Genomic DNA, 20,294 nt, shown 5'->3' with positions numbered 1-20,294 from the left:
GTTCCTCATCTACTTCGTGGGGTGCTGGCGGCATCGACAGCACCCGAGCTTCATCACAGTCGGGACTTGCTCACTATATTGAAGTTGGTTCTTCCCGGTGTCAATAGCTCCGCGCGGCGTTCGCGGCCACATTGCCCGCCTCTCGGGGCTGCTGGGGAAGGGGGTGCCGGATACCTTCCACAGTCGGCTCCTGGGCCGCCCGGTCCCTGATTTTCGGGAAAAGAGTGCAATTCGTCACACTTGCGGCTACAGTCACATTCAATAAAGTGACGAGACTTTGATATGAGCGGATTATTCTTCGAGGTCTGAATAGGAGCCAAAAGATGCACCGACCGTCGGTCCTGAGTCAGGACAATCTTCAATACATTATGAGTGGGATCAATCTCCAAAGGGAGGCTCCATGAGCATCCAAGGGCTTCCGCGCACTTCTCCAGGCCTCCGGGTCACGCAGTGGGCGCGTCGCGGACAGACGCTCCTTTTCAACCGGTCCAACACCATCATGGTCGCGCTCGCAGTCGCCATCGTGGTGGGGCTACCGCTCATGGCAATGTTCGCACCGCTCCCGCACGATCCGTTGCAACCGGATACGGACGCAATCGGGATCGCGCCGGGCGGAACACACTGGTTCGGGACTGACGGCAATGGAATGGACGTCTTCTCGCGGACCATCGAAGCGGCGAAGTTGGACCTCCCCGTAGCCTTGGCTGCTACGGCATTGTCCTTGGTGGTTGGTGTCCCGTTGGGCCTGTTTGCCACCAGCGGGAAGCTGGGGGACACCATCATGCGGGTCATTGACGCGTTCGCCGCTCTGCCGATCATCGTCATCGCAGTGGTTTCCATCAAGCTCCTTGGCGGCGGGGCGACGGATGTCGTGCTCGCTATCGCAGTTGTCGCGGCCCCGCGCTTTGTCCGTCTTTCGAGGGCTGCGGCTATGGCACTTCGTTCGGCCCGCTATGTGGAAGCCGCGGCTGCGATCGGCTGCTCACCCCTTCGCATCGCGTTCAACCACGTCTTCCGCAACGCGTATGGCGTTGTCCTGGTGCAAGCAACTTTGACGGCGGCTAACGCACTCGGAACCATTGCCGCACTGAATTTCCTGGGCGTAGGGGTCAAGCCGCCCACGCCAACGTGGGGTGCCATGATCAACGACGGCGCCAGCATGCTGATCCGCGGCGAGTGGTGGGCGGCAGCGTTTCCCACTTTGGCCATGCTCCTGGCCATCGGATCACTCAATGTGATCGCCGGAGCGATTGAAACCAAGATCGAACGAGTGGAAAGGGCTCGGTGATGTCAGGACTTCAGGTGCGGGACCTCGTGACCGAATTCCATTCCCGAAGCGGCGTCACCCGTGCCCTGCACGGCGTGTCCTTCGAGGTCGGCGCCAACGAGATCGTCGGCGTCGTGGGTGAATCGGGTTCAGGCAAATCCACGGTGGTGCGGTCCGTGATCAAACTGCTCATGCCGCCGGGGCGCGTAACGGCGGGCACCGCCGAATTCCACGGCCAAGACCTTCTTAAGTTGCCGGAGCGGCAGATCCGCCGCATTCGTGGCAGGGAGATCGGGTTCGTTGCGCAAAACCCCTTCAGTGCACTGAATCCAGTGGTTCGCATTGAAAAGCAGTTCAGCAACATCGCCAAGGCGCACGGGGTCGGCGTGGACGCCGGATCTCGTGACCGGGCTTTGGAGTTGCTGGCTTCCTCCGGCGTGGACAACCCCGAGCGGGTCATGCGCGGATACGCCCACGAACTCAGCGGCGGCATGGCGCAGCGGGTGGTCATCGCCATGGCGCTGTACCTCAACCCGCGTCTCGTCATAGCGGACGAGCCGACGACGGCGCTGGACCTGACCGTCCAGCGGCAAGTTCTGGATACGCTCACCCGGTTGACGAAAGGGAGCGGACGGTCAATGTTGATCGTCACCCACGACCTTGGGGTGGTGGCGAACTACTGCGACAGGGTCCTGGTGATGTATCGGGGCCGCCTCGTCGAACAAGGTCCGGTATCGCAAGTCTTTGTCCAACCCAAGGACCCTTACACAGTCTCGCTGCTCAATTCGGTGGTCCAGCCGGAGGCCGCCGAGGCCCTGCTGGCCACCGAACTCTCCAAATCCAGGAGCATCTGACATGCCCATCATTGAATTGAAGGACGTCCGGAAGACGTTCCGAAGTCCGCAGGGTCTGCCCGTGGCAGCAGTGGACGGTATTTCCTTCTCGGTTGAACGCGGTGAGACCCTGGGGATCATTGGCGAAAGCGGATCGGGAAAATCCACGCTTGGACGCCTGATCCTCAGGCTGAGCGAGGCCGATTCCGGCACGATCCTCCTCGAAGGCGAGGACGTTCGTGCCCTGTCCAAGGCGCAGCTGCGGAAGCGGCGCCGGCGTTGGCAGATTGTTTTCCAAGAACCGTTCGCTTCGCTCAACCCGCGCCTCACTATCCGCCAGATTGTCGAGGAGCCATTGATTGTCGCCAGGACTTACGGCTCCCGTGCCGAACGCCTGCGTCGTGTCACGGAGACACTGGAGGAAGTGGGGCTCTCCCAGGACTTCCTGAACCGCCGCCCGGCCAACCTCAGCGGCGGCCAGCAGCAGCGGGTGGGAATCGCGCGGTGCCTCGTAACGGACCCCGCGCTGGTGGTGCTCGATGAGCCGACGTCGTCACTGGACCTGACCATCAGGGCGTCCATCCTGCGCATGCTTTCCAGGCTGCAGGCGGCGCGCGGACTGACGTATGTCTTCGTCTCGCACGATATTGAGACGGTCCGCCATTTCTGCTCCCGCGTGGCCGTCATGCACCGTGGGCGGTTCGTTGAAATCGGATCAACGCATGACGTCCTCTCCAATCCGCAGCAGCCTTACACAAAGGCCCTCATGTCGGCAGCCATGCCTCCGATTCCCTATAACCCCGGTACGCAGGAGGTCATGGCGTGATCCGTTACATCCTTTCCCGGATTGCCATCGCCATCCTGCTCCTGCTGGGACTCATCACGCTCAGTTTCGGCTTGGTTTCCTTGCTTCCAGGTAATCCCGCGGTGGCTCTCCTTGGCGATTACGCCACTCCCGCGGACATCGCGCGAATCAATGCCCAGCTGGGCTTGGACAAGCCGTTCTTGGAACGGTACCTGGATTACATGGGCCGCACCCTGAACGGGGACTTGGGGCACTCGTTCTTCACCGGAAGCTCGGTCTCGGGAGAGATCTGGACGCGGTTGCCCAATACATTGGTCTACCTCATCCCAGGCCTGATCCTGGCGCTGCTGATCGGAATGGGAATGGGAACCCTTGCCGCCTACCGCTACGGGCGCGGAGCGGACAAGGCATTCACCGCGGGCGTCTCGATCCTCATGGCGATGCCCGAGTTTGTCCTGGGACTTCTGCTCCTCTTCATCTTCTACCAGCAACTCCACTTGGCTCCGGCGCCGTTGGGGATGCTCTCCAGTTCCGACATTCCGCCGCCAAAGGTGACGGGATCGGTGGCCTTGGATGCGGTGATCGCCGGACAATGGAGCGCGGTTCAATCCATCATGGGCAGGGCCGCATTGCCGATTGTCACCATGGGCTTGTTCTTCGCGGCCCCATTTGGCAAGACAGTGCGGACAGGATTGCTCCAAATCTTGAATTCTCCCCAGATCGAGTTCGCGAGGGCTTGCGGACTGAAGCCATTTCAGGTCTTCCGCTACGCGCTCAGTGACGTCCGCGGAACGCTCATGACCTACATGGTGCTGTTGTTTGCCGCGGCACTCAGCGGTGCGGCCATCGTCGAAAGCGTGTTTTCCTGGCCTGGCGTCGGCGGCTGGTCGTTGGACGGGGTGCTCAAGGGCGATGTGCCCGTGATCCAAGGATTCGTCCTCATCATGGGCGCTACGAGCCTGCTGGGCTACGTGTTGCTGGATACCCTGATCACCCTGCTGGATCCACGGACGCGCGGCAACATACTACGCAAAGCCCGCAAGCCATCGAAGCTGCGTCCGGCCGCGCCCGGACCCGTACCCGCGCCCACAGCCGGATCTGCGCCCACGGCCGGACCGAAGAACTGAAATAATCCTTGACAAACATTCGATATTCAATAGATTGAAGATATGTTCACTTCATTGCAGGCAGATAAGTTGGCGGTCCTCGGCGGAACCATCCCGCTTGACGGCCGGGTGAGCTGGGTTCCCCAAGGTGCAACCGGATTCCAGCCCTCAAACGCCTACCTCTTGACCGAGGGCACCTCGCACCTCCTGGTCGACTCCGGATTGGCTGTGCACAGCAAGGAGATCATGGACGATCTCGCCGGACTCATCGGAGAAGGCGGGGGAGTCTCCATTTTCTTCACGCGCAGCGAGATGGACTGCGTGTCAAACCTTGAGCCCATCGCCGGCCGGTTCGATATTGAGCGGCTTTTCACGGGAGGAGTCATCAACCCGTTCGACGCGTTCGACGACCTGAGCCGGCTGGCCCTGCGGGGACGACGCCACCAGATCGACGCCCAGCGGACGGAAGAAGGCGATTCCATGGCCCGGGCAGCGGAAATCGCGATAGCTGACGGCCGCGTGCTGGAAGTTGAGGCGCCGCTGCTCAGGCTCCTCCCCACGTTCTGGGGTTGGGACAAGGAAACCGGAACCCTTTTCACCTCGGACACTTTCACCCACGGTGTCATGGACCGCCCGGACGGCCAGAGGGTCATCGACTCCACAGCCGATGACGCCACCACTGTGGAACAGGTGGCGGGGCATCTTTACGCGAAGTACGAATGGATTCCGCGGTCCACTTGCGAGCCCTTGCGGGAATGGCTCCAGGACAAGTTCGACGCCCTGGACCCGGAAATCATCGCCCCGTCCCGCGGCTGCGTCCTGAAAGGACGGGATGTGGTGCGCCGGCACCTTGGATTCATGCTCGACGCCCTCACCCCCCAGTTTGCTTAGGAGATCCCCATGGAAGAACAACTCGTAGAAACGATGAGCAGCGACCTTCCGCGCAGCGTCGCCAACGGCGTCACGTGGATGAGTTCCTGCCTTCCCTTCCACTTGGCGGACCGGGTAATCCACGGCCACAACTCCACTTACCTTGTCCAGGGGGAGCACTCGTCCATCTTGGTCGACACCGGCAACCCGTCCAGTTGGCCCATCATTTCCCGCACCCTCGATGAACTGCTGGACGGGAACGAACTCACCTACGTCTTTCCTACCCACCCCGAGCTTCCCCACACGGGAAACCTCCCGAGGCTCGTCGAAAAATACCCGAACATCCAGGTGGTGGGCGATATCCGCGACTACCATCTCTTCTATCCCCAGATCGTCCCCAACCTCCACGCAAGGGTGCCCGGAGACCGGATTGACCTCGGCGGACAGGAGTTCATGGTGGTGGAGGCCCTCATCCGGGACCTGCCCAACACCCAATGGGGATTCGTGCCGGAAGCCGGAGTGCTCTTCACGGCCGACGGTTTCTGCTACATGCACCGCCCCGAGCTCGACGACGAAGACCCGGTACACCTCCCGGGCGAGTGCGGCTTGACCACCAGCGAGCTGCAGGTTCCAATCGCCGTCGAGAACGCCGCGTTCTTCACCGGAAGCGCCCTCTACTGGGCCCGCTTCGCCAACGACGCCGATGCAGTCTATGACCGCGTCCTTCATCTTATTGATGAAATCGGCGTGAAGTCCGTTGCTCCGACCCACGGCAACTTCATCAGCAACATCCGCGACGTGGAACCCATCATCAGGGCGGGCCACAAGCGGGCTTACCGCTACGAGACCGCACAATCGTAGCTTCCCCCCCAATAAACGGAGTCACCTTATGAAACGTCTGCGTTTGCTTACCGGGGGCGCCGCTGCCGCCCTCACCCTGTCCCTTGTCGCCTGTGGGGGCTCAACCTCCCAAACGGCGGCCGTCCAATCCGTCGACAACGTTGTTGTTGCCGTCGGAGCCCTTCCGGACAGCTTGACCCCGGCACCGTGGGGCGGCAGCGCCTCCCATGTTGTGCTTAGCGGCCTCGGCTCCCAACTGCTCGAGTACAAACCGGGCGTCGGCGACGGCAAGTCCTGCCCCGCCCCGACCACCGAGGTTTCAGGCCGCCTCGCCGAGAGCGTGAAACCCAGCGCCGACGGTACCGGCATCGTGGTCACCCTCCGCAAGCTCACAAGCCAATACGGGAACACGCTGTCGGCCGAGGACGTCCGGTGGAGCCTGGACATCGGCATGAAGCGCCAGCCAGTGATGAAGGGAACGCTCAAGAGCAGCGGGTTCAACATCGACAACCTGGTCAAAGTGATTGACGACCATACGGTTCAGCTCAACACCACCCAGCTGACTTCCTACACGGTGCAGTCACTGCAGAACAACCTCTTCTACATACATGACAGCGTGGAAGCCAAGAAGCACGTAACGCCCGACGACCCGACGGCGAATGCCTGGCTTTCCAAGAACCTCGCCGACTACAGCGGCTGGAAACTGGAGGAATTCACTCCTGGCGCTTCCCTGACCGTCACTGCCGATCCGAAGTGGGAAGGCGAGCGGGGCCCTGTCAAGCGGGTTGTGGTCAAGGCGGTCCAAAGCACCGCGACGCGAAGCCAATTGGTGGAGAGCGGCGAGGTGCAGGTTGCCAATGGCTTTGATTACGACCAGTACAAGTCCTTGGAAAAGACGCCAGGGGTAACTGTACTCAACTGCCCCAGCCAGACCCGCGACACCATGATGTTCAACACCAAGACCGGTCCGTTGGCAGATCCCAACGTTCGCCACGCGATCTCCATGGCCATCGATCGCAATGCTTTGGTCAAGGGCGCTTACGCGGGCTATGGCCAACCGGCCGCATCCATCTTCCCTGGGGTCGACGCTTCTCCCGTGTACAAGTTCGACCAGGCGGGGGCGAAGAAGCTCCTCGCTGATGCCGGATACCCCAATGGCTTCCCGTTGACCCTGAGCTACAGCGCAACGCGGCCGGGTCCGGTCGCGGCGAAGTCCGCGGTACTGATCCAATCGATGCTCAAGGAAGTAGGAATCGACGTCCAGCTGCAGAACGTTGCCAGCTCCACTGATTTCTCGACGGCGCTCATTGAAGGCCGTTATCAAGCAGTGCTCTACTCGGAACCGATCGTCATCGCTGATCCGGCGTTCTACAGCTACGCGTTCTACGGGACCGGTGCTCCGAGCAACACGACCGGTTGGTCGAACCCCGACTTCGACAAGGCCCGCGCCGAGCTCGCCGCTACTCCGGAGACCCAAACGGACAAGCGCACGGCCCTCCTAAACAAGATGGCCGGACTGGTCGACGACGGCGCACCGATCCTTTCGCTGGTCGAAACCAAGGGAGTCCTGGTCGCCAAGACCGGGCTGACCGGAGCGGTGCCGCTGACCAACGGCCAAATCTACTTCAACGCCCTCGGCCGCTAGGCCGCCGGCAGTCCTTTCTCAACCGAAGCGGCCCTGGGCCGCGAGCTGGTGCCGGCCGACCGCCGTCGGGCCCGGCCGGCACCACACACCCAAAGGAACTTTCCATGATTGAAATCTGCGGAAAGCAGGTCCGCGACACCCTGCAGGAATTGCTCGACCCCGCCACCACTGCACTCGTCGTGATCGACATGCAGGAGGGCGCGGTCTACGCCGGCGGCGCTATCGGGGACTCCGGGCACGACCTCAGCATGATGCCCGACGTCGCCAAACGTTGCGGGCGGGCCATCGAATCGGCGCGGAAGAACGGGGTGCCGGTCTTCCATATCCGCGTCGAAAACCTGCCCGACGGCGGCAGCTCGCCTGCCGCTTGGCTGCGGGCTTTGTATACGGCCGCCAATGGGCGGCCCATCGACCTTGGCAAGCTGAGCGTCAAAGGCGATCCGGCCACGGAGTTCTGTGCCGAGTGCATGCCGGAGGACGGCGAGGTCATCATCACCAAGCGCCGCCCGAGTGCGTTCGTCGGAACGGAATTGGCGCTCCTCTTGCGCAGCCAAGGCATTGAGTCGGTTGCGCTGGTTGGTGTTTCCACGGGCGGTTGCGTTGAAGCAACGCTGCGCGATGCCGTGCACAACGACTTTTACGCCGTACTGCTTGAGGATGCGGTTGGCGCGTACGACACCGTGGTCCACGATGCGGCCATGACTGTCATGAAGGCCCGCCACGACGTCTGCACGGTGGACGAGGCGTTGGCGGTGTGGGATTCGGCGGGCGTTGCCTAGGAGATTCAACGGGTAAAGGAGGGAGGGAAGCTCGATGAATCAACAAACAACCAGCACAGCCGTCCCTATCGACGGCGTCCACAGCCTCGTTCCGGACCGCGTTTACCGTTTGGGAGGAGAGATCTTCCTGGACCACAATGTCAGTTGGTGTCCCCCGGGCGTCAAGGCCACACAGCCCGTCAACTGCTACCTCATCAAAGGAAGCGCCGGCTCGGTGCTGTTGACACCGGCGTCCGGCTGCATGAGGCAGAAATCGTGGCCCAACTGGACATGCTCCTCGATCCGGGCGAACCGGTGGCCATTGTGCTGACCCGGACGGAAATGGAATGCTGCCTGAACGTTCCCGCCATCGAAGCCAGGTTCAAGGTCGAATCCGTCTGGTACACGGGCGGAATCACCGTCCCGAGGTCGTCGGCGGAGCCGAGGCGCATCATGGTGAATCCGGGAACGGCGCTCGACGTCGAAGTCCTCGACGGCCTGACCCTGGAGTTTGTGTCGCCGCTGATGCGGCTCCTGCCGACGTTGTGGATATTCGATCACGAATCCGGCGCGCTGCTGACGTCGGACGCTTTCACGCACGGCTCTTATGCAGGCCTCCTGCCGGACGGTCTTGCGGCAGAGGCCGGCCTGCGAAAGTTCCAGTGGTTCGCTGAGGCGGATACGCGTGACATCGCGGGTGATGTTGAAGAGATCGTTCGGCGGCGCGAGGTCAAGGCCATAGGGCCTGGCTACGGTGTGCCCTTTGTCGGTCAAGGCAGGTGCCTCAGGGAGGCCTTGGAATTGGCAGCGGCGATCAGGAAGGTGGGCATCCAATGAGTTCTGTGGTTCCCGGGTGCGAGCCCGCCGTGGGCCGCGTTCTTTCCGAAGGTGTCCATTGGCTGGGAGGCTGTCTGTCCGCCAATGCCGAAGGGCAGGAGGTCCACTACCACGTGTCGTCGTACCTGGTGATGGGTTCGGAAGCCACCGTCCTGGTGGATACCGGAGATCCCGCCCACCGCGAAACCGTCCTGGCCCAACTGGACCATGCCTTGGCCGGCCGGACTCTTGACTTTGTCTTCCCCACGCATCCGGAAATCCCGCATGCGGGCAATCTTCCGGTCCTGCTCTCGAGGTACCCGTCCGCGGTTGTGGTGGGAAATGTGCGTGACTACTTTCTCCACTTTCCGGAACATGCCCACCGCCTGAGGAGCATGCTCGCCGGTGATTCCTTGGATCTGGGCGGCCGGACGTTCCATTTCCTCCCCGCGTATATCCGCGACTTGGAGAACACGCTGTGGGGTTATGACTCCGGGGCGGGTGTCATGTTCGTTTCCGATGGCTTTTCCTTCATCCACGACGTTCCCGTTTCGGCGGAGGACGACGAGCCGGTGCATTTGCCGGGGCAGTGCCGCCTGCTTTCAAGCGAGATGCCGGCGCCGCCGTCGGTGGAGCAGGCTGCCTACGGAACGGGCCGTGCACTCTACTGGACCAAATTCGTCGATGTGGGCGTGGCCTTCCAAGGTATCGAGGACACCCTGGAGGCGTTTTCGGTCAACTTCATCGGCCCTGCCCACGGGAACGTCATTGACGACGTGGAGGGAATGCTCAAGACCTCGTTGGCCGCCCATCGGAAGGTCTATGAAGGGCGACCTCTTTAGAATGAAGACTAATCAATATAATGAAAACTCGGGCGTCGGTTGCCGCGGACAAGCGCTCGCGATCCTGGGGACCCGGCAACAGCAGGAAGCCGTGGCAGGCTGCTGCGGCGGATGCCAACGAAAAGCAAGGAGAGAGACAATGCGGGACTTGATTGGATATGGGGAGAACCCTCCCGTCGTCACTTGGCCCGAGGGTGCCAAGGTGGCTGTCTCCGTCGTGCTGAACTACGAAGAAGGCGCAGAAAGCTCCATCGAAGCCGGTGATGAGAAGGACGAAGACGTCTCGATATTCGGAGGCTGGGCTGCGGACCCCTCGCGCCGCAGCCTCATGAAGGAATCATTCTTTGAATACGGCAGCCGGGTAGGAATCTGGCGCTACCTGGGGATGTTGCGCGAATACAACGTCCGGGCAACCGTCATGGCTTGCGGCGCCGCCCTTGAACGCAACCCCGACGCCGCTCGCGCGATCGTGCGTGACGGCCACGAAATCTGCGCCCACGGCTACAAGTGGCGGGGAACCGTGGGAATGGAGCCCGACGAGGAGCGGCGCGAAATCCGCAAGTCCCTGGCCGCCGTCGAGGCCGTCTCGGGAGTCCGGCCGGTGGGCTGGTACGTCCGCGAAGGCATTACCGAGAACACGCGGACCATCCTGGCGGAAGAGGGCGTGCTGTACGACTCGAATTCCTACGCTGACGATCTTCCGTACTATGTGGAGGCCGGACCACGCCGGCATCTCGTAATTCCCTATTCGGGCGACACTAACGACGCCCGCTTCTGGGGCAACGGGAGCCTCGGCACGGCGGAGGACTTCTTCACCGTGTTGAAGGATTCCCTCGATTGCCTCCTGATCGAGGGGGAGACCGTGCCCAAAATGATGTCCGTAGGCTTGCACTTGCGGATCGGCGGCCGGCCGAGCGTAGCCCACGGTGTACGCCGCTTCCTGGAATACGCCCTCGCACAGCCCGGCGTCTGGTTCGCGACGCGCGAAGAAATCGCACGGTGGTGGATGGAACACCCTCCCGTGCAGGCCGACGTCGCGAGGACTGCAGCCTTCGAGGGAGTGGCGTGATGGGCGGCATCGGCCAGGAAACCGTCGACCTCGCCCGCTTGGTCCACAATGTGCACGAGCAGGGCTTCACGGCACTGGACAAGGTGGGTTTGGAGGGCCAGCGGGATCAAGGCTTGGTCAGTACGCTCATCTCCAGGGACCTCAGCGGCTCGGACGACCTGTGCGTCAGTTGGGGGAAGATCCTGCCGGGACAACACCACTTGTGCCACCACCACCCCGACGCTTCGGAGTTCTACGTTGTCATCAGCGGCACTCCGATGGTTCACCTTGGTGGCACTACGTACCGGGCAAAACCCGGGGATGCCATCTACATTCCCCGAGGCACCTCCCACGGACTTACCAATGATGGCGACGAGGACGTTGACCTCGTCGTCGGAGTAAGCAAACCAGCGGACTGGCAATTCATCCCCGACGAGTGACCCGCCCACGCCTTCATTGCCGTCGCAGAACCTTCAAAAGGAATATTCCATGACTTCGCAAGCCCTTGAACGCAACGTTGGCATCATCACGGCCGATCCGACCCCGACGTTGCTGGCGCTCCTGGCCCGTACCGGTGTGGGTTTCCTGGTCCTCGACGCAGAACAGACAGGCATCACCGTCCAGCAATGTTCCGACGTCGTGCAGCGCCTGGCCGGCTCCGGAGTGCGGGTGGCTGTCCGCGTGCCGGACCTGAAGAACGACACCATCCTTGCCTTCGCAAATACCGGAGTCGCAGAGATCGTCTTGCCCCAGGTCCGCACTCTGGACGAGTTGGAGCGCGCCTTCGAGGCGACCCGGTACGCGCCCCATGGATCCCGTCCGAGGCAAGTCACCCCGGCATCGGGGTTCGGCACCGACTACTCTTTTGCGCCTGTGGTCACGGTTTTGTTCGAAACCGTTGAAGCGGTCGAACGGGTCAAGGAATTCGTGGACAGCGAGGCATTCGGTGGCGGATGGGTGGGGCCGACGGACCTCGCCGCGGACCTCCTCCGCCATGGAGAACAGGGGGCCGAAGCCTTGCAGGAGGCAGTCCAGCGGGTGGTGGACGTGGTGTCCGGCGCCGGTTCCAGCATCGGCCTTCCGGCTCCCGGAATCGCCTCCGCTGCCGAGGTCTTCAATCGCGGGGCCGACCGTTGCGCGGTCTACTGGGAGAAGGAAGTTGCCTCCCTCCTGGCAGGATTTGCCGATCTGGGGGCAGCATGAGCGCGCTGGGCGGAGGCGGAATGCCGGTCGAATTGAGGGCTGTAAAAAAGGCCCCGGCACGAAACTATCTTCGATATACTGACGCAAAACCGCGGACTAGTGAAGGAGTCGTCGTGGAAGGCACGGGCACCGCAGGCAGCGAAGTAACCGAGTCCCTGGAACGAGACTTCTGGATCGCCCACCTCGGGGCGATGATCAAGCAGCAACGCCTCGGCCGTTTCACAGTGGAAGAACTTGCCGAACGCGCTGGCGTAAGTGCCGGGCTCATCAGCCAGATCGAACGCGGAATCGGCAATCCTTCTTTCGCGACCCTGCTCCGTTTGGCCAACTCCCTTGAGTTGCCGCTGGCCAGCATGTTCACGGACCCTCACGAAGGCCAAGACCACATGCTGGTCCGCCGGGCCGATCGGCGTCGCATCGAGATCCCTTCCCAGGGGATCATCATGGAGCTGATCGTTCCCGACTCCGAACGCAAGCTGGGCGTGATCAACATGACCATTCCCGCCAACTTCGACGGCGCCCACGTGCCGCACTCGCATGAGGGCGAGGAGTGCGTCATCCTCCAGGCCGGCACCTTGGTGGCGACCGTCGGAGGCCAGGACTTCCTTCTGGAAGCGGGCGACAGCCTGACCTACGACGCTTCCCTGCCGCACTGGTGGAGCAACCACACGTCCTCGGCCGCGGTGATGCTCGCAATCTCCACGCCGCCTTCACTGGGCAAGGCCCACTAGGTGGCCGGGGTTCCCGGGCCCCTCACCCGGCTTGGGGTCCTTGTCCCGTCAAGCAACTCGAATGCTGAAACGCTCACTGCCTCGATCCTTGCCGGGCAGCCGGACTTAGGGGTCCACTACAGCAGGTTCCGCCTGCCGCCGAGCCTTGACGACGCCGTGGACCTGGGGGTCCTCGGCGGCGCTCCCGGACTCTTGGCGGATGCGGAACTGCAGGCCATCGCGTTCCATGGCACGTCAGGATCATGGACGGGGATCAGCGGCGACCGGGCCTTGTGTTCGGAATTGGAAACGGTTTGCGGGGCCCCGGCGACCACCGCTTCCGTGGCCGTCGTCGAGGCCCTTGCGGCTTTGTCGGCAACACGGGTGGGGCTTCTCTTCCCCGGACCTGCCGCTATCGCCGCCCAGATCCGGGACGAGTACGACCGGTTTGGCATCAACGTGCAAGCGGTGTCGGTTCCGGCCTCGGCCATGAGCAACCCGGAGATTGCGCGGTTGGCCGACGCGGACATCGAGGCGATGGCGAGGCCGGCGTTTGCGCGCGACGTCGACGCCGTGGTGTGCGTTGGAACCAACCTTCGTTCGGGCTACTTGGTGCCCGGTTTGGAGGATGAGTTCGGCATTCCGGTGGTAGACAGTGCGATCGCCACCGTGTGGCACCTGTTGCGGGTGGCGCGGGCAGCCCGTCCGATTCACGGTTGGGGCGTCCTCCTGGCGGAGCACTGATGTGCGGGTGACCCTACGACGGCGGTGACCCTACGACGGCGGTGACCCTACGACGGCGGCGGGCAGGCCGCCGTCGTGCGTTCCGGCGTCGTAATCCGGACCCACGCGTCCACGATTTCCTGTCGCGTCGCAAACCAGGCGGACCTGCCGCGCGCATGGGTGATGAAACGGTCCAAGGCCACCGCGTAAGCGGGGCGGCCGATGAGTCGCGGGTGAAGCCCGACGCTCATGACCGAAGGGCCGCACCGGGTATCGTCGAGGAGCATTTCCAAGGCGGCAGTCAGGTGTTTTTCGAATGCTGCCGCGGTAGGGAATTGCCTGAAAAGCCCGGAATCATTGGTGTCGCCGGCGTAAGGCAGTATGGGGAGCTGCGGATTGCCCGGTCCTGAACCCCAATGCGGCAGGTCGTCGTTGAAGCTGTTGGACTCGTAGGAGAATCCGGTCCTGGCGAGCACCGGGCGTGTTCCGGGTTTGAGGCCGTCCCGCGAGTACCAGCTGGTAGGCATCCGGCCGGTGCTGGCGTGAATGGCGTCGCGGGAGGAGAGGATGAGGCGCTCCTCGGCATCGTCGTCGAGTTCGGTGTGGGTGTCCCATTGGTAGCCGTGATCGGCGATCTCGTGGCCATCGCGAACCAGGGCCGCGGCGCCGGGCGGGTTGAGTTCCAGCGCGGCTGCGCAGCAGAACGCCGTGGCGGGGACGTGGTGTTTCCGCAGGATCCGCAAAAGCCGCCACATGCCGGCGCGGGCGCCGTATTCGAAGGCAGATTCCAGCGTCAGGTTCCGCGTACCGGACCCTCGGGCGGGAATCCAATGTGCGCCGAGGTCGTTGGCGGAGTCGCCTCGGGCAATGCTGCGCTCGGCACCTTCCTCCACGTTGATGACCAGTGAGATTGCTACGCGGGCCCCGTTCGGCCAGCTGAATGAAGGCGGATTTTCGCCGTATCCGACGAAATCCCGCTGCGTCTGCGGCACTGCCATCAGGTTCTCCGTTCGGGGGTTCCGAAGCCGCACCCTTGCGGCTATAGTGAAGCAAACTTCGATATGATGAAAATAGCCGAGAGGGGATCGAATGTCCACGCTCATTCGCGGAGGAACCGTTGTACCGGGCGTGGGGGATTCCGTCATCGAAGCAGGAGCCGTCGTCATTCGGCATGGCCGGATCGCGGAGATACTCAATCGCTGGGATGCTGGCCAACCTTTCGACGGCGAAGTCATCGACGCATCCGGGTGCATCGTCATGCCTGGCCTCATCAACAGCCACACGCATGGAGTGACCCCCGGCGCCCTGTTTCCCAGCGCGGCGCATGCGCTCCCGGCGGACCGCTGGATGGGCAATTTGGACAGGCACCTCCTCGCGGGAACAACAACGGTCCTCAACCTGTGCGGTTTTGCGTCGATGGACGATGTGCGCGAAGCCGACCGCCGGCACGCCGTCCACGTCAAGGGAGCCACCACGCACTTGCCGCACTGCCTCGAAGCGGCTTCCCGGGCCGATGGACAGGGCCTAACCTCCGAGGCGTACGAACTGACCGTAGGGCAAATGCTCGACGACGGTGCTGTCGCCATCGGGGAGCTGGGCGGAGGCCAAACGCTTGGCGGAGGAGGCCAGGACCTCCTCTACATCCCGGAAGCCATCCGCAAGGCTTCAGGGATCCGGATCTCCATCGACCAGGCCCGCCACATCAAAGAGGCGGTCCTGGGCCGGTTCATCGACGTCAGCGCGTTCGATGTCCAAGCGCTCGCCGAAGCCGCCCACGCGGCCGGGCTCGCGGAGGCCTTCACGGCAACCCAGCTCGCAAAACTGGTGACGGATTCAGTCTTGCCGTCGTTCAACCCTGCGATCGAAGGGATCCGGGAAGGGGTGCGTGCTGCGGCGACGTTCGGCGTGCCTGCAATCGTGCACAGCGCCTCGGCCACGGCCAGCGTCTTGCGGGAACTGATGTTTGAGTTTGAGGGAAGCGGAACCACGGTGATCGCCGCCCATGCAAACCATCCTTCGCACACCCCTGACGAGGCCCGCGAACTGGCTGTCCTCGGACGGAAAACGGGTTGGCCGGCCGAAGCGTCGGTCTTCGATCTCCTACACCGCAAGCACACTGTCACAACCCGGGAGCACTGGGATCTGCTGCTGTGCGAACCCGAACTCATCACGGTGATCGGCACCGACTATGGCCACGACGGTGACCATGACGAGTTGATTGCCGCCGTCCAGGACATCGTGGCCCGCGGACATCGGTCGCTGGCCGGCGCTGTTGCGATGGCAACCTCGGGCGTCGCCGACCTTATCCCTGGGATAGCCCCGGAAAGCGGACGCCTGGAGGCCGGCCGAGCCGCCGACGTCGTGGCGGCTCGGGCCGATGACTTCCGCGACGTGCGGATGGTCTTCGTGGACGGCGTCGCCGTGGTCCGGGACGGCAAGCTCACGACGGCGGCGCACCGGTGAGCGACGCGTTGGACGCTGTGGATGCCCTGGATGACGGGCAGCTTCGGATTGTTCGGGAGTTGGTGGGCGACGCGATCGCCCGCGAAGACGGCCCGGCCTTGCAATCCTCGTACCAGGACTTTCGCGCGGGGATGGAATCGTTGAGGTCGGCTTTCGCGGAGTTGTCGGCGTGACCGCGGCCTGGGAGCTCGGCTTGGTCGAGGCCGCTGCTCTCCTTCGGCGGCGGGAGTTGTCGGCAGTGGAACTCCTCGACTCGCTCCTCGCGCGCATCCAGGAGACGGAAGAGTACGCGCGTGCCTGGGCTTTCGTGGACGAAGCCGGCGCACGCTCGTTGGCCCGCGAAGCGGACGCGCTCGCCGCGACCGGGACGTTTGCCGGTGTCCTCCACGGAATCCCCTTGGGCGTGAAGGACGTCATGGACGTGCAGGGGATGCCGACCGAAGGCGGGTCCGAAAGTCTCCGTGGCAACATCGCCGTCTCTGATGCGGGCGTGGTCCGACGGCTGCGGTCGAACGGTGCCGTGCTGCTCGGAAAGCTCCAGACGCACGAGTTCGCCTTTGGGCAAGGTATACCGCCGTCGCGCAATCCTTGGGATCCTGAAAGGTATGCCGGCGGTTCCAGTGTTGGGTCCGGTGTGGCCGTTGCTGTGGGGAGCGTGCCTGGGGCCCTGGGAACGGATACCGGGGGATCGGTCCGGAACCCGGCTTCCGTCAACGGCTTGGTGGGTTTGAAGCCCACCCGCGGTGCCGTATCTTCCTCCGGGGTACTCAATGTGAGCCACACCTTGGACCACGTGGGTCCGATCGCGCGAAGCGTGGAAGACTGCGCCGCAATGTTCGAGGGCATGGCCGAACCGGAAGGCCTTGCACTGTTGGGAGGCGGGATTTCTGCCAGGCTCCGGCAGGTTCCTGAGGGTATCCGGCTCGGGATTGACCGGCAGCTGTGGTCCGACTGGGGCGTCACCGAAGGCGTCCTCTCCGCCGTCGAGCGAGCCCTGGTGGTGTTCGCGGACCTCGGCTTCGAGATTGTTGACTTGCCGCTGCCCGGGCTTGACCTGTCCCTCCATGCGAGCGTGGCGATTTCGCTTTCCGAATCGGCGGACCACCACCGGGAGCGTTTGGCGGCAGCGGCAGAACGGTACCTGCCTGCCACCCGGGTCATGATCGAGACTGGAGCGTTGGCAACCGAAGATGACATCCGGCTGGCCTGGCAGGTCCGAAGCCACCTTCGGAAGTCCATCCCTGAAACGATGCTCCGCGCCGGTGTGGATGTCCTGGTGTCGCCGACTCTTCCTGCGGTCGCTCCGCTCGCGTGCTCGATGTCCTCCGAACTGACCGGTGGTGCGGGGGAGGACTCCCTGTCAAGTGCGTTGCGCATGCTCTCCGCGGCGAACCTCACCGGGATGCCAGGGATCAGCGTTCCTTGTGGCTATGCGGACGGGCAGCCCGTTGGACTCCACATCATGGGACCGGAGTGGTCGGACGCGCGGGTGCTTGCAATTGCCAAGTCCTACGAGCACGCCGTGCCGTGGCGGACGCACGTTCCCGTACGGACTCTGCCGGCCAGCTGAGGTCAGGCGCTAACCTCCGCCAGTTCCCGCATCCGCGCACTCGTCGGAGTGCCCGGAACGGGGGCGTACATGACCAAATGCAGCTCCGGGGCGTCCGAGGGGACCAGCCGGTGCTGCTCGAAGATGAGTTCGCCTACCGCGGGGTGCAGGAACACGCGCTGCCGGGAAGCAAACCGTTCCACGCCGCGGTCTCCCCAGAGTTTCGCGAACTCGGGGCTGGCTTCGACCAAGCGATTGATGAGCGCGGTGTGGGCCTCGGAGCCGAGCCGTGCGCCGGCCTCCGCCCGGAATTCGGCCACAAAATGGCGTGACGTCTCTTCCCAGTCCGGGAGCATCTCCCGCAAGTGCGGATCCGTGAAGATCAGCCACAAGAGGTTCCTGTCGGCCAAGTCGACACTGGCGATGCGCGAATACAGGCCGGCGTAGGCCCGGTTCCAGCCGGCAATGCCCCAATCGGGCGCTACGGCGAAAGCCGGAAATTCCAAGGTGTCCAACAGCCGCTGCAGGTGGGCCGGCGTTTCCTCGACCACGCCGGCATGGGCAGTCGGCACGGGGGTGTACCCGCCCAGGGCCAGTAGATAAGACTTCTCCGCGCCAGTCAGGCCGAGCACCCGCGCAATCGCTTCGAGCACTTGCCGGGAAGCGTTGATTTCGCGGCCCTGTTCGAGCCACGTGTACCAGGTGACGCTCACCGCGGCGAAGGAGGCGACCTCCTCGCGCCGGAGCCCCAGGGTGCGGCTGCGTCCGATAGGCGGCAACCCCAATTCCGCCCGAACCAGGTTTCCTCGCCGGTCGCGCAGGAACTGGCCCAACTCCCGCCTGCGCTCTTCACTCATTCCACCAAATCTAGCACTGCCACTACTAGTATCGGGAGCGTCTTCAAGCTGCGGGACGGGACTGGTTAACTGGTCGAATGCCACAACTACGTTCACGGACAGTCACCCACGGCCGCAACATGGTCGGCGCACGAGCCTTGCTCCGTGCAGCCGGCGTGAATGGAGCCGACTTCGGAAAGCCGATCATCGCCGTCGCGAACAGCTTTACCGAATTCGTCCCCGGACACACGCACCTCCAACCCGTTGGACGGATCGTCTCCGATGCGATCATCGAGGCCGGTGGCATCCCGCGTGAATTCAACACCATCGCAGTGGACGACGGCATCGCCATGGGCCACGGCGGCATGCTCTACTCGCTTCCGTCGCGCGAGCTCATCGCCGACTCCGTGGAATACATGGTCAACGCCCACTGCGCCGACGCATTGATCTGCATCTCGAACTGCGACAAGATCACCCCCGGCATGCTGATGGCCGCCCTGCGGCTCAACATCCCTACGGTCTTCGTCAGTGGCGGCCCCATGGAAGGCGGCACCGCCGTCTTGGTCGACGGTACCGTCCGCAAGCGCCTGAACCTGATCAGCGCGATCGCCGACTCCGTGGATGAAAGCGTCTCCGACGCCGATCTGCTCACCTTGGAAGAGAACGCCTGCCCCACCTGCGGTTCCTGCTCGGGCATGTTCACGGCCAACTCGATGAACTGCCTCACCGAGGCCCTCGGCCTCTCGCTGCCGGGCAACGGCACCACGCTCGCCACCCACACCGCCCGTCGCGCCCTCTACGAGGACGCCGGCAAGGCAATCGTCGACATCACCAAGGCGCACTACTTCGACGACGACGAATCGGTCCTGCCGCGCTCGATCGCCAGCCACGCCGCGTTCGAAAACGCGATGACCATGGACATCGCCATGGGCGGTTCGTCGAACACCATCCTGCACCTGCTCGCCGCAGCCCAGGAAGCCGAACTCGACTTCACCCTCGAGGACATCGACGCAATCTCGCGCCGCACCCCGTGCCTGTCCAAGGTGGCGCCCAACGGCACCTACCTGATCGAGGACGTCCACCGCGCCGGCGGAATCCCCGCCATCCTGGGCGAACTCGACCGAGGAGACATGCTCAACCACAACGTGCGTTCCGTGCACAGCTCCGACCTCCGCTCCTGGCTTGACGCTTGGGACATCCGCGGCGGCCAAGCCACCGAGGAAGCGGTCGAGTTGTTCCACGCGGCCCCTGGTTGCGTCCGCTCCGCCACGGCCTTCTCCCAGTCCGAGCGTTGGGAAAGCCTGGATACCGACGCCGAGAACGGTTGCGTCCGCTCGATCGCCTACGCCCACACGGTTGAAGGCGGCCTTGCAGTCCTTCGGGGGAACATCTCCCTTGATGGCTGCGTCGTGAAGACCGCCGGCGTGGACGAATCGATCTTCCGCTTCTCCGGCCCGGCTGTCGTCTTTGAATCGCAGGACGACGCCGTCGAGGCAATCCTTAGCAAGCGGATCGTAGCTGGCGACGTCGTCGTCATTCGCTACGAAGGCCCCCGCGGTGGCCCCGGCATGCAGGAAATGCTCTACCCGACGTCGTTCCTGAAAGGCCTCGGGCTCGGGGCGAAATGCGCGCTTATCACCGATGGCCGCTTCTCCGGCGGCACCTCCGGGCTGTCGATCGGCCACATTTCCCCCGAAGCGGCCGCAGGCGGAGCGATCGCCCTCATCGAGGACGGCGATACGATTTCCATCGACATCCCGTCCCGCTCCATCACGGTGGAAGTGTCCGACGACGAACTTGACCGCCGTCGTGCACTGCTCGAGGCGACCACGGGCTACCAGCCGCGCAACCGTGAGCGCGCGGTTTCCCCCGCGTTGCGCGCCTACGCGGCGTTCGCGCTTTCGGCAGACAAGGGTGCCGTGAGGCACGTGCCTTGGAGCCGCAGCCAGCAGCCGTCCGCGTCTAGCAGCGGCAGCTAAC

Annotated in this window: 21 protein-coding genes; 19 read left to right on the top strand and 2 right to left on the bottom strand. The window is 63.6% G+C overall.

The genetic code is table 11. From position 1 onward, the window contains the following. Positions 1 to 400: 400 nt before the first annotated feature. The 15 genes from E1809_RS14555 (at position 401) to E1809_RS14485 (ending at position 13,487) form a co-directional block, all read left to right on the top strand. Positions 401 to 1,288: an ABC transporter permease gene (locus E1809_RS14555; RefSeq protein WP_133204957.1), complete on the top strand. Its 888-nt coding sequence runs from the start codon at positions 401 to 403 to the stop codon at positions 1,286 to 1,288. Beyond that, complete coding sequence (locus E1809_RS14550; RefSeq protein WP_133204956.1) at positions 1,288 to 2,121, top strand: ABC transporter ATP-binding protein; 834 nt, start codon at positions 1,288 to 1,290, stop codon at positions 2,119 to 2,121. The genes E1809_RS14555 and E1809_RS14550 overlap by 1 nt, the downstream gene beginning before the upstream one ends. Before the next feature lies 1 nt (position 2,122). Then, positions 2,123 to 2,926: an ATP-binding cassette domain-containing protein gene (locus E1809_RS14545; RefSeq protein ID WP_133204955.1), complete on the top strand. Its 804-nt coding sequence runs from the start codon at positions 2,123 to 2,125 to the stop codon at positions 2,924 to 2,926. After that, positions 2,923 to 4,032, top strand: coding sequence for an ABC transporter permease (locus tag E1809_RS14540; RefSeq protein ID WP_133204954.1), 1,110 nt, complete (start codon positions 2,923 to 2,925; stop codon positions 4,030 to 4,032). Before E1809_RS14545 ends, E1809_RS14540 begins: the two co-directional genes overlap by 4 nt. Positions 4,033 to 4,074: 42 nt before the next feature. Then, positions 4,075 to 4,902: an MBL fold metallo-hydrolase gene (locus E1809_RS14535; RefSeq protein ID WP_133204953.1), complete on the top strand. Its 828-nt coding sequence runs from the start codon at positions 4,075 to 4,077 to the stop codon at positions 4,900 to 4,902. 9 nt (positions 4,903 to 4,911) lie between these two features. Then, on the top strand, positions 4,912 to 5,742 hold the full coding sequence (locus E1809_RS14530; RefSeq protein ID WP_133204952.1) for an MBL fold metallo-hydrolase: 831 nt from the start codon (positions 4,912 to 4,914) through the stop codon (positions 5,740 to 5,742). Positions 5,743 to 5,770: 28 nt separating this feature from the next. Then, positions 5,771 to 7,366: an ABC transporter substrate-binding protein gene (locus E1809_RS14525; RefSeq protein WP_133204951.1), complete on the top strand. Its 1,596-nt coding sequence runs from the start codon at positions 5,771 to 5,773 to the stop codon at positions 7,364 to 7,366. A gap of 104 nt (positions 7,367 to 7,470) precedes the next feature. After that, a complete protein-coding gene (locus E1809_RS14520) occupies positions 7,471 to 8,145 on the top strand; it encodes a cysteine hydrolase family protein (protein ID WP_133204950.1) in 675 nt (224 codons plus the stop codon). Positions 8,146 to 8,400: 255 nt separating this feature from the next. Beyond that, positions 8,401 to 8,961: a hypothetical protein gene (locus tag E1809_RS14515; protein ID WP_133204949.1), complete on the top strand. Its 561-nt coding sequence runs from the start codon at positions 8,401 to 8,403 to the stop codon at positions 8,959 to 8,961. After that, a complete protein-coding gene (locus E1809_RS14510) occupies positions 8,958 to 9,782 on the top strand; it encodes an MBL fold metallo-hydrolase (RefSeq protein ID WP_133204948.1) in 825 nt (274 codons plus the stop codon). Before E1809_RS14515 ends, E1809_RS14510 begins: the two co-directional genes overlap by 4 nt. Before the next feature lie 139 nt (positions 9,783 to 9,921). Beyond that, the gene (locus E1809_RS14505) at positions 9,922 to 10,851 is read left to right on the top strand and encodes a polysaccharide deacetylase family protein (protein ID WP_133204947.1); all 930 of its coding nucleotides are present in this window, start codon (positions 9,922 to 9,924) and stop codon (positions 10,849 to 10,851) included. Continuing rightward, positions 10,851 to 11,270: a cupin domain-containing protein gene (locus tag E1809_RS14500; protein ID WP_133204946.1), complete on the top strand. Its 420-nt coding sequence runs from the start codon at positions 10,851 to 10,853 to the stop codon at positions 11,268 to 11,270. Before E1809_RS14505 ends, E1809_RS14500 begins: the two co-directional genes overlap by 1 nt. A 49-nt stretch (positions 11,271 to 11,319) precedes the next feature. Beyond that, positions 11,320 to 12,033 carry an aldolase/citrate lyase family protein gene (locus tag E1809_RS14495; RefSeq protein WP_133204945.1) on the top strand — a complete coding sequence of 238 codons (714 nt, stop codon included), beginning with the start codon at positions 11,320 to 11,322 and terminating at the stop codon, positions 12,031 to 12,033. A 113-nt stretch (positions 12,034 to 12,146) separates the two neighbouring features. Continuing rightward, positions 12,147 to 12,764: a cupin domain-containing protein gene (locus tag E1809_RS14490; protein ID WP_165962323.1), complete on the top strand. Its 618-nt coding sequence runs from the start codon at positions 12,147 to 12,149 to the stop codon at positions 12,762 to 12,764. Then, on the top strand, positions 12,765 to 13,487 hold the full coding sequence (locus E1809_RS14485) for a maleate cis-trans isomerase family protein (RefSeq protein ID WP_133204943.1): 723 nt from the start codon (positions 12,765 to 12,767) through the stop codon (positions 13,485 to 13,487). Between the two features lie 47 nt (positions 13,488 to 13,534). Here the strand turns inward: E1809_RS14485 and E1809_RS14480 are convergent, their stop codons facing one another. Further along, positions 13,535 to 14,464: a polysaccharide deacetylase family protein gene (locus E1809_RS14480; protein WP_165962322.1), complete on the bottom strand. Its 930-nt coding sequence runs from the start codon at positions 14,462 to 14,464 to the stop codon at positions 13,535 to 13,537. A gap of 91 nt (positions 14,465 to 14,555) precedes the next feature. Here E1809_RS14480 and E1809_RS14475 point away from each other — a divergent pair, with 91 nt between their 5' ends. From E1809_RS14475 to E1809_RS14470, 3 genes are read left to right on the top strand one after another with little or no spacing between them, the layout of a single operon-like run. After that, the gene (locus E1809_RS14475) at positions 14,556 to 15,929 is read left to right on the top strand and encodes an amidohydrolase family protein (RefSeq protein WP_133204941.1); all 1,374 of its coding nucleotides are present in this window, start codon (positions 14,556 to 14,558) and stop codon (positions 15,927 to 15,929) included. Next, a complete protein-coding gene (locus E1809_RS26710; protein WP_165962321.1) occupies positions 15,926 to 16,102 on the top strand; it encodes a hypothetical protein in 177 nt (58 codons plus the stop codon). Before E1809_RS14475 ends, E1809_RS26710 begins: the two co-directional genes overlap by 4 nt. Further along, positions 16,099 to 17,499, top strand: a complete 1,401-nt coding sequence (locus tag E1809_RS14470; RefSeq protein WP_165962320.1) for an amidase — start codon at positions 16,099 to 16,101, stop codon at positions 17,497 to 17,499. Before E1809_RS26710 ends, E1809_RS14470 begins: the two co-directional genes overlap by 4 nt. 2 nt (positions 17,500 to 17,501) lie before the next feature. Here E1809_RS14470 and E1809_RS14465 read toward each other — a convergent pair whose 3' ends face one another. Continuing rightward, entirely contained in the window at positions 17,502 to 18,335 is an 834-nt protein-coding gene (locus E1809_RS14465) for a helix-turn-helix transcriptional regulator (RefSeq protein ID WP_133204939.1), read from the bottom strand. A 77-nt stretch (positions 18,336 to 18,412) separates the two neighbouring features. Between E1809_RS14465 and ilvD the strand changes: the two genes are divergently transcribed. Next, positions 18,413 to 20,293: a dihydroxy-acid dehydratase gene (ilvD, locus tag E1809_RS14460; protein WP_133204938.1), complete on the top strand. Its 1,881-nt coding sequence runs from the start codon at positions 18,413 to 18,415 to the stop codon at positions 20,291 to 20,293. Position 20,294: the final 1 nt, after the last annotated feature.

Source organism: Arthrobacter terricola (genome assembly GCF_004354015.1).
GTDB classification, from domain to species: Bacteria; Actinomycetota; Actinomycetes; order Actinomycetales; family Micrococcaceae; genus Arthrobacter; species Arthrobacter terricola.
This window is presented reverse-complemented; position numbering and strand designations above follow the sequence as displayed.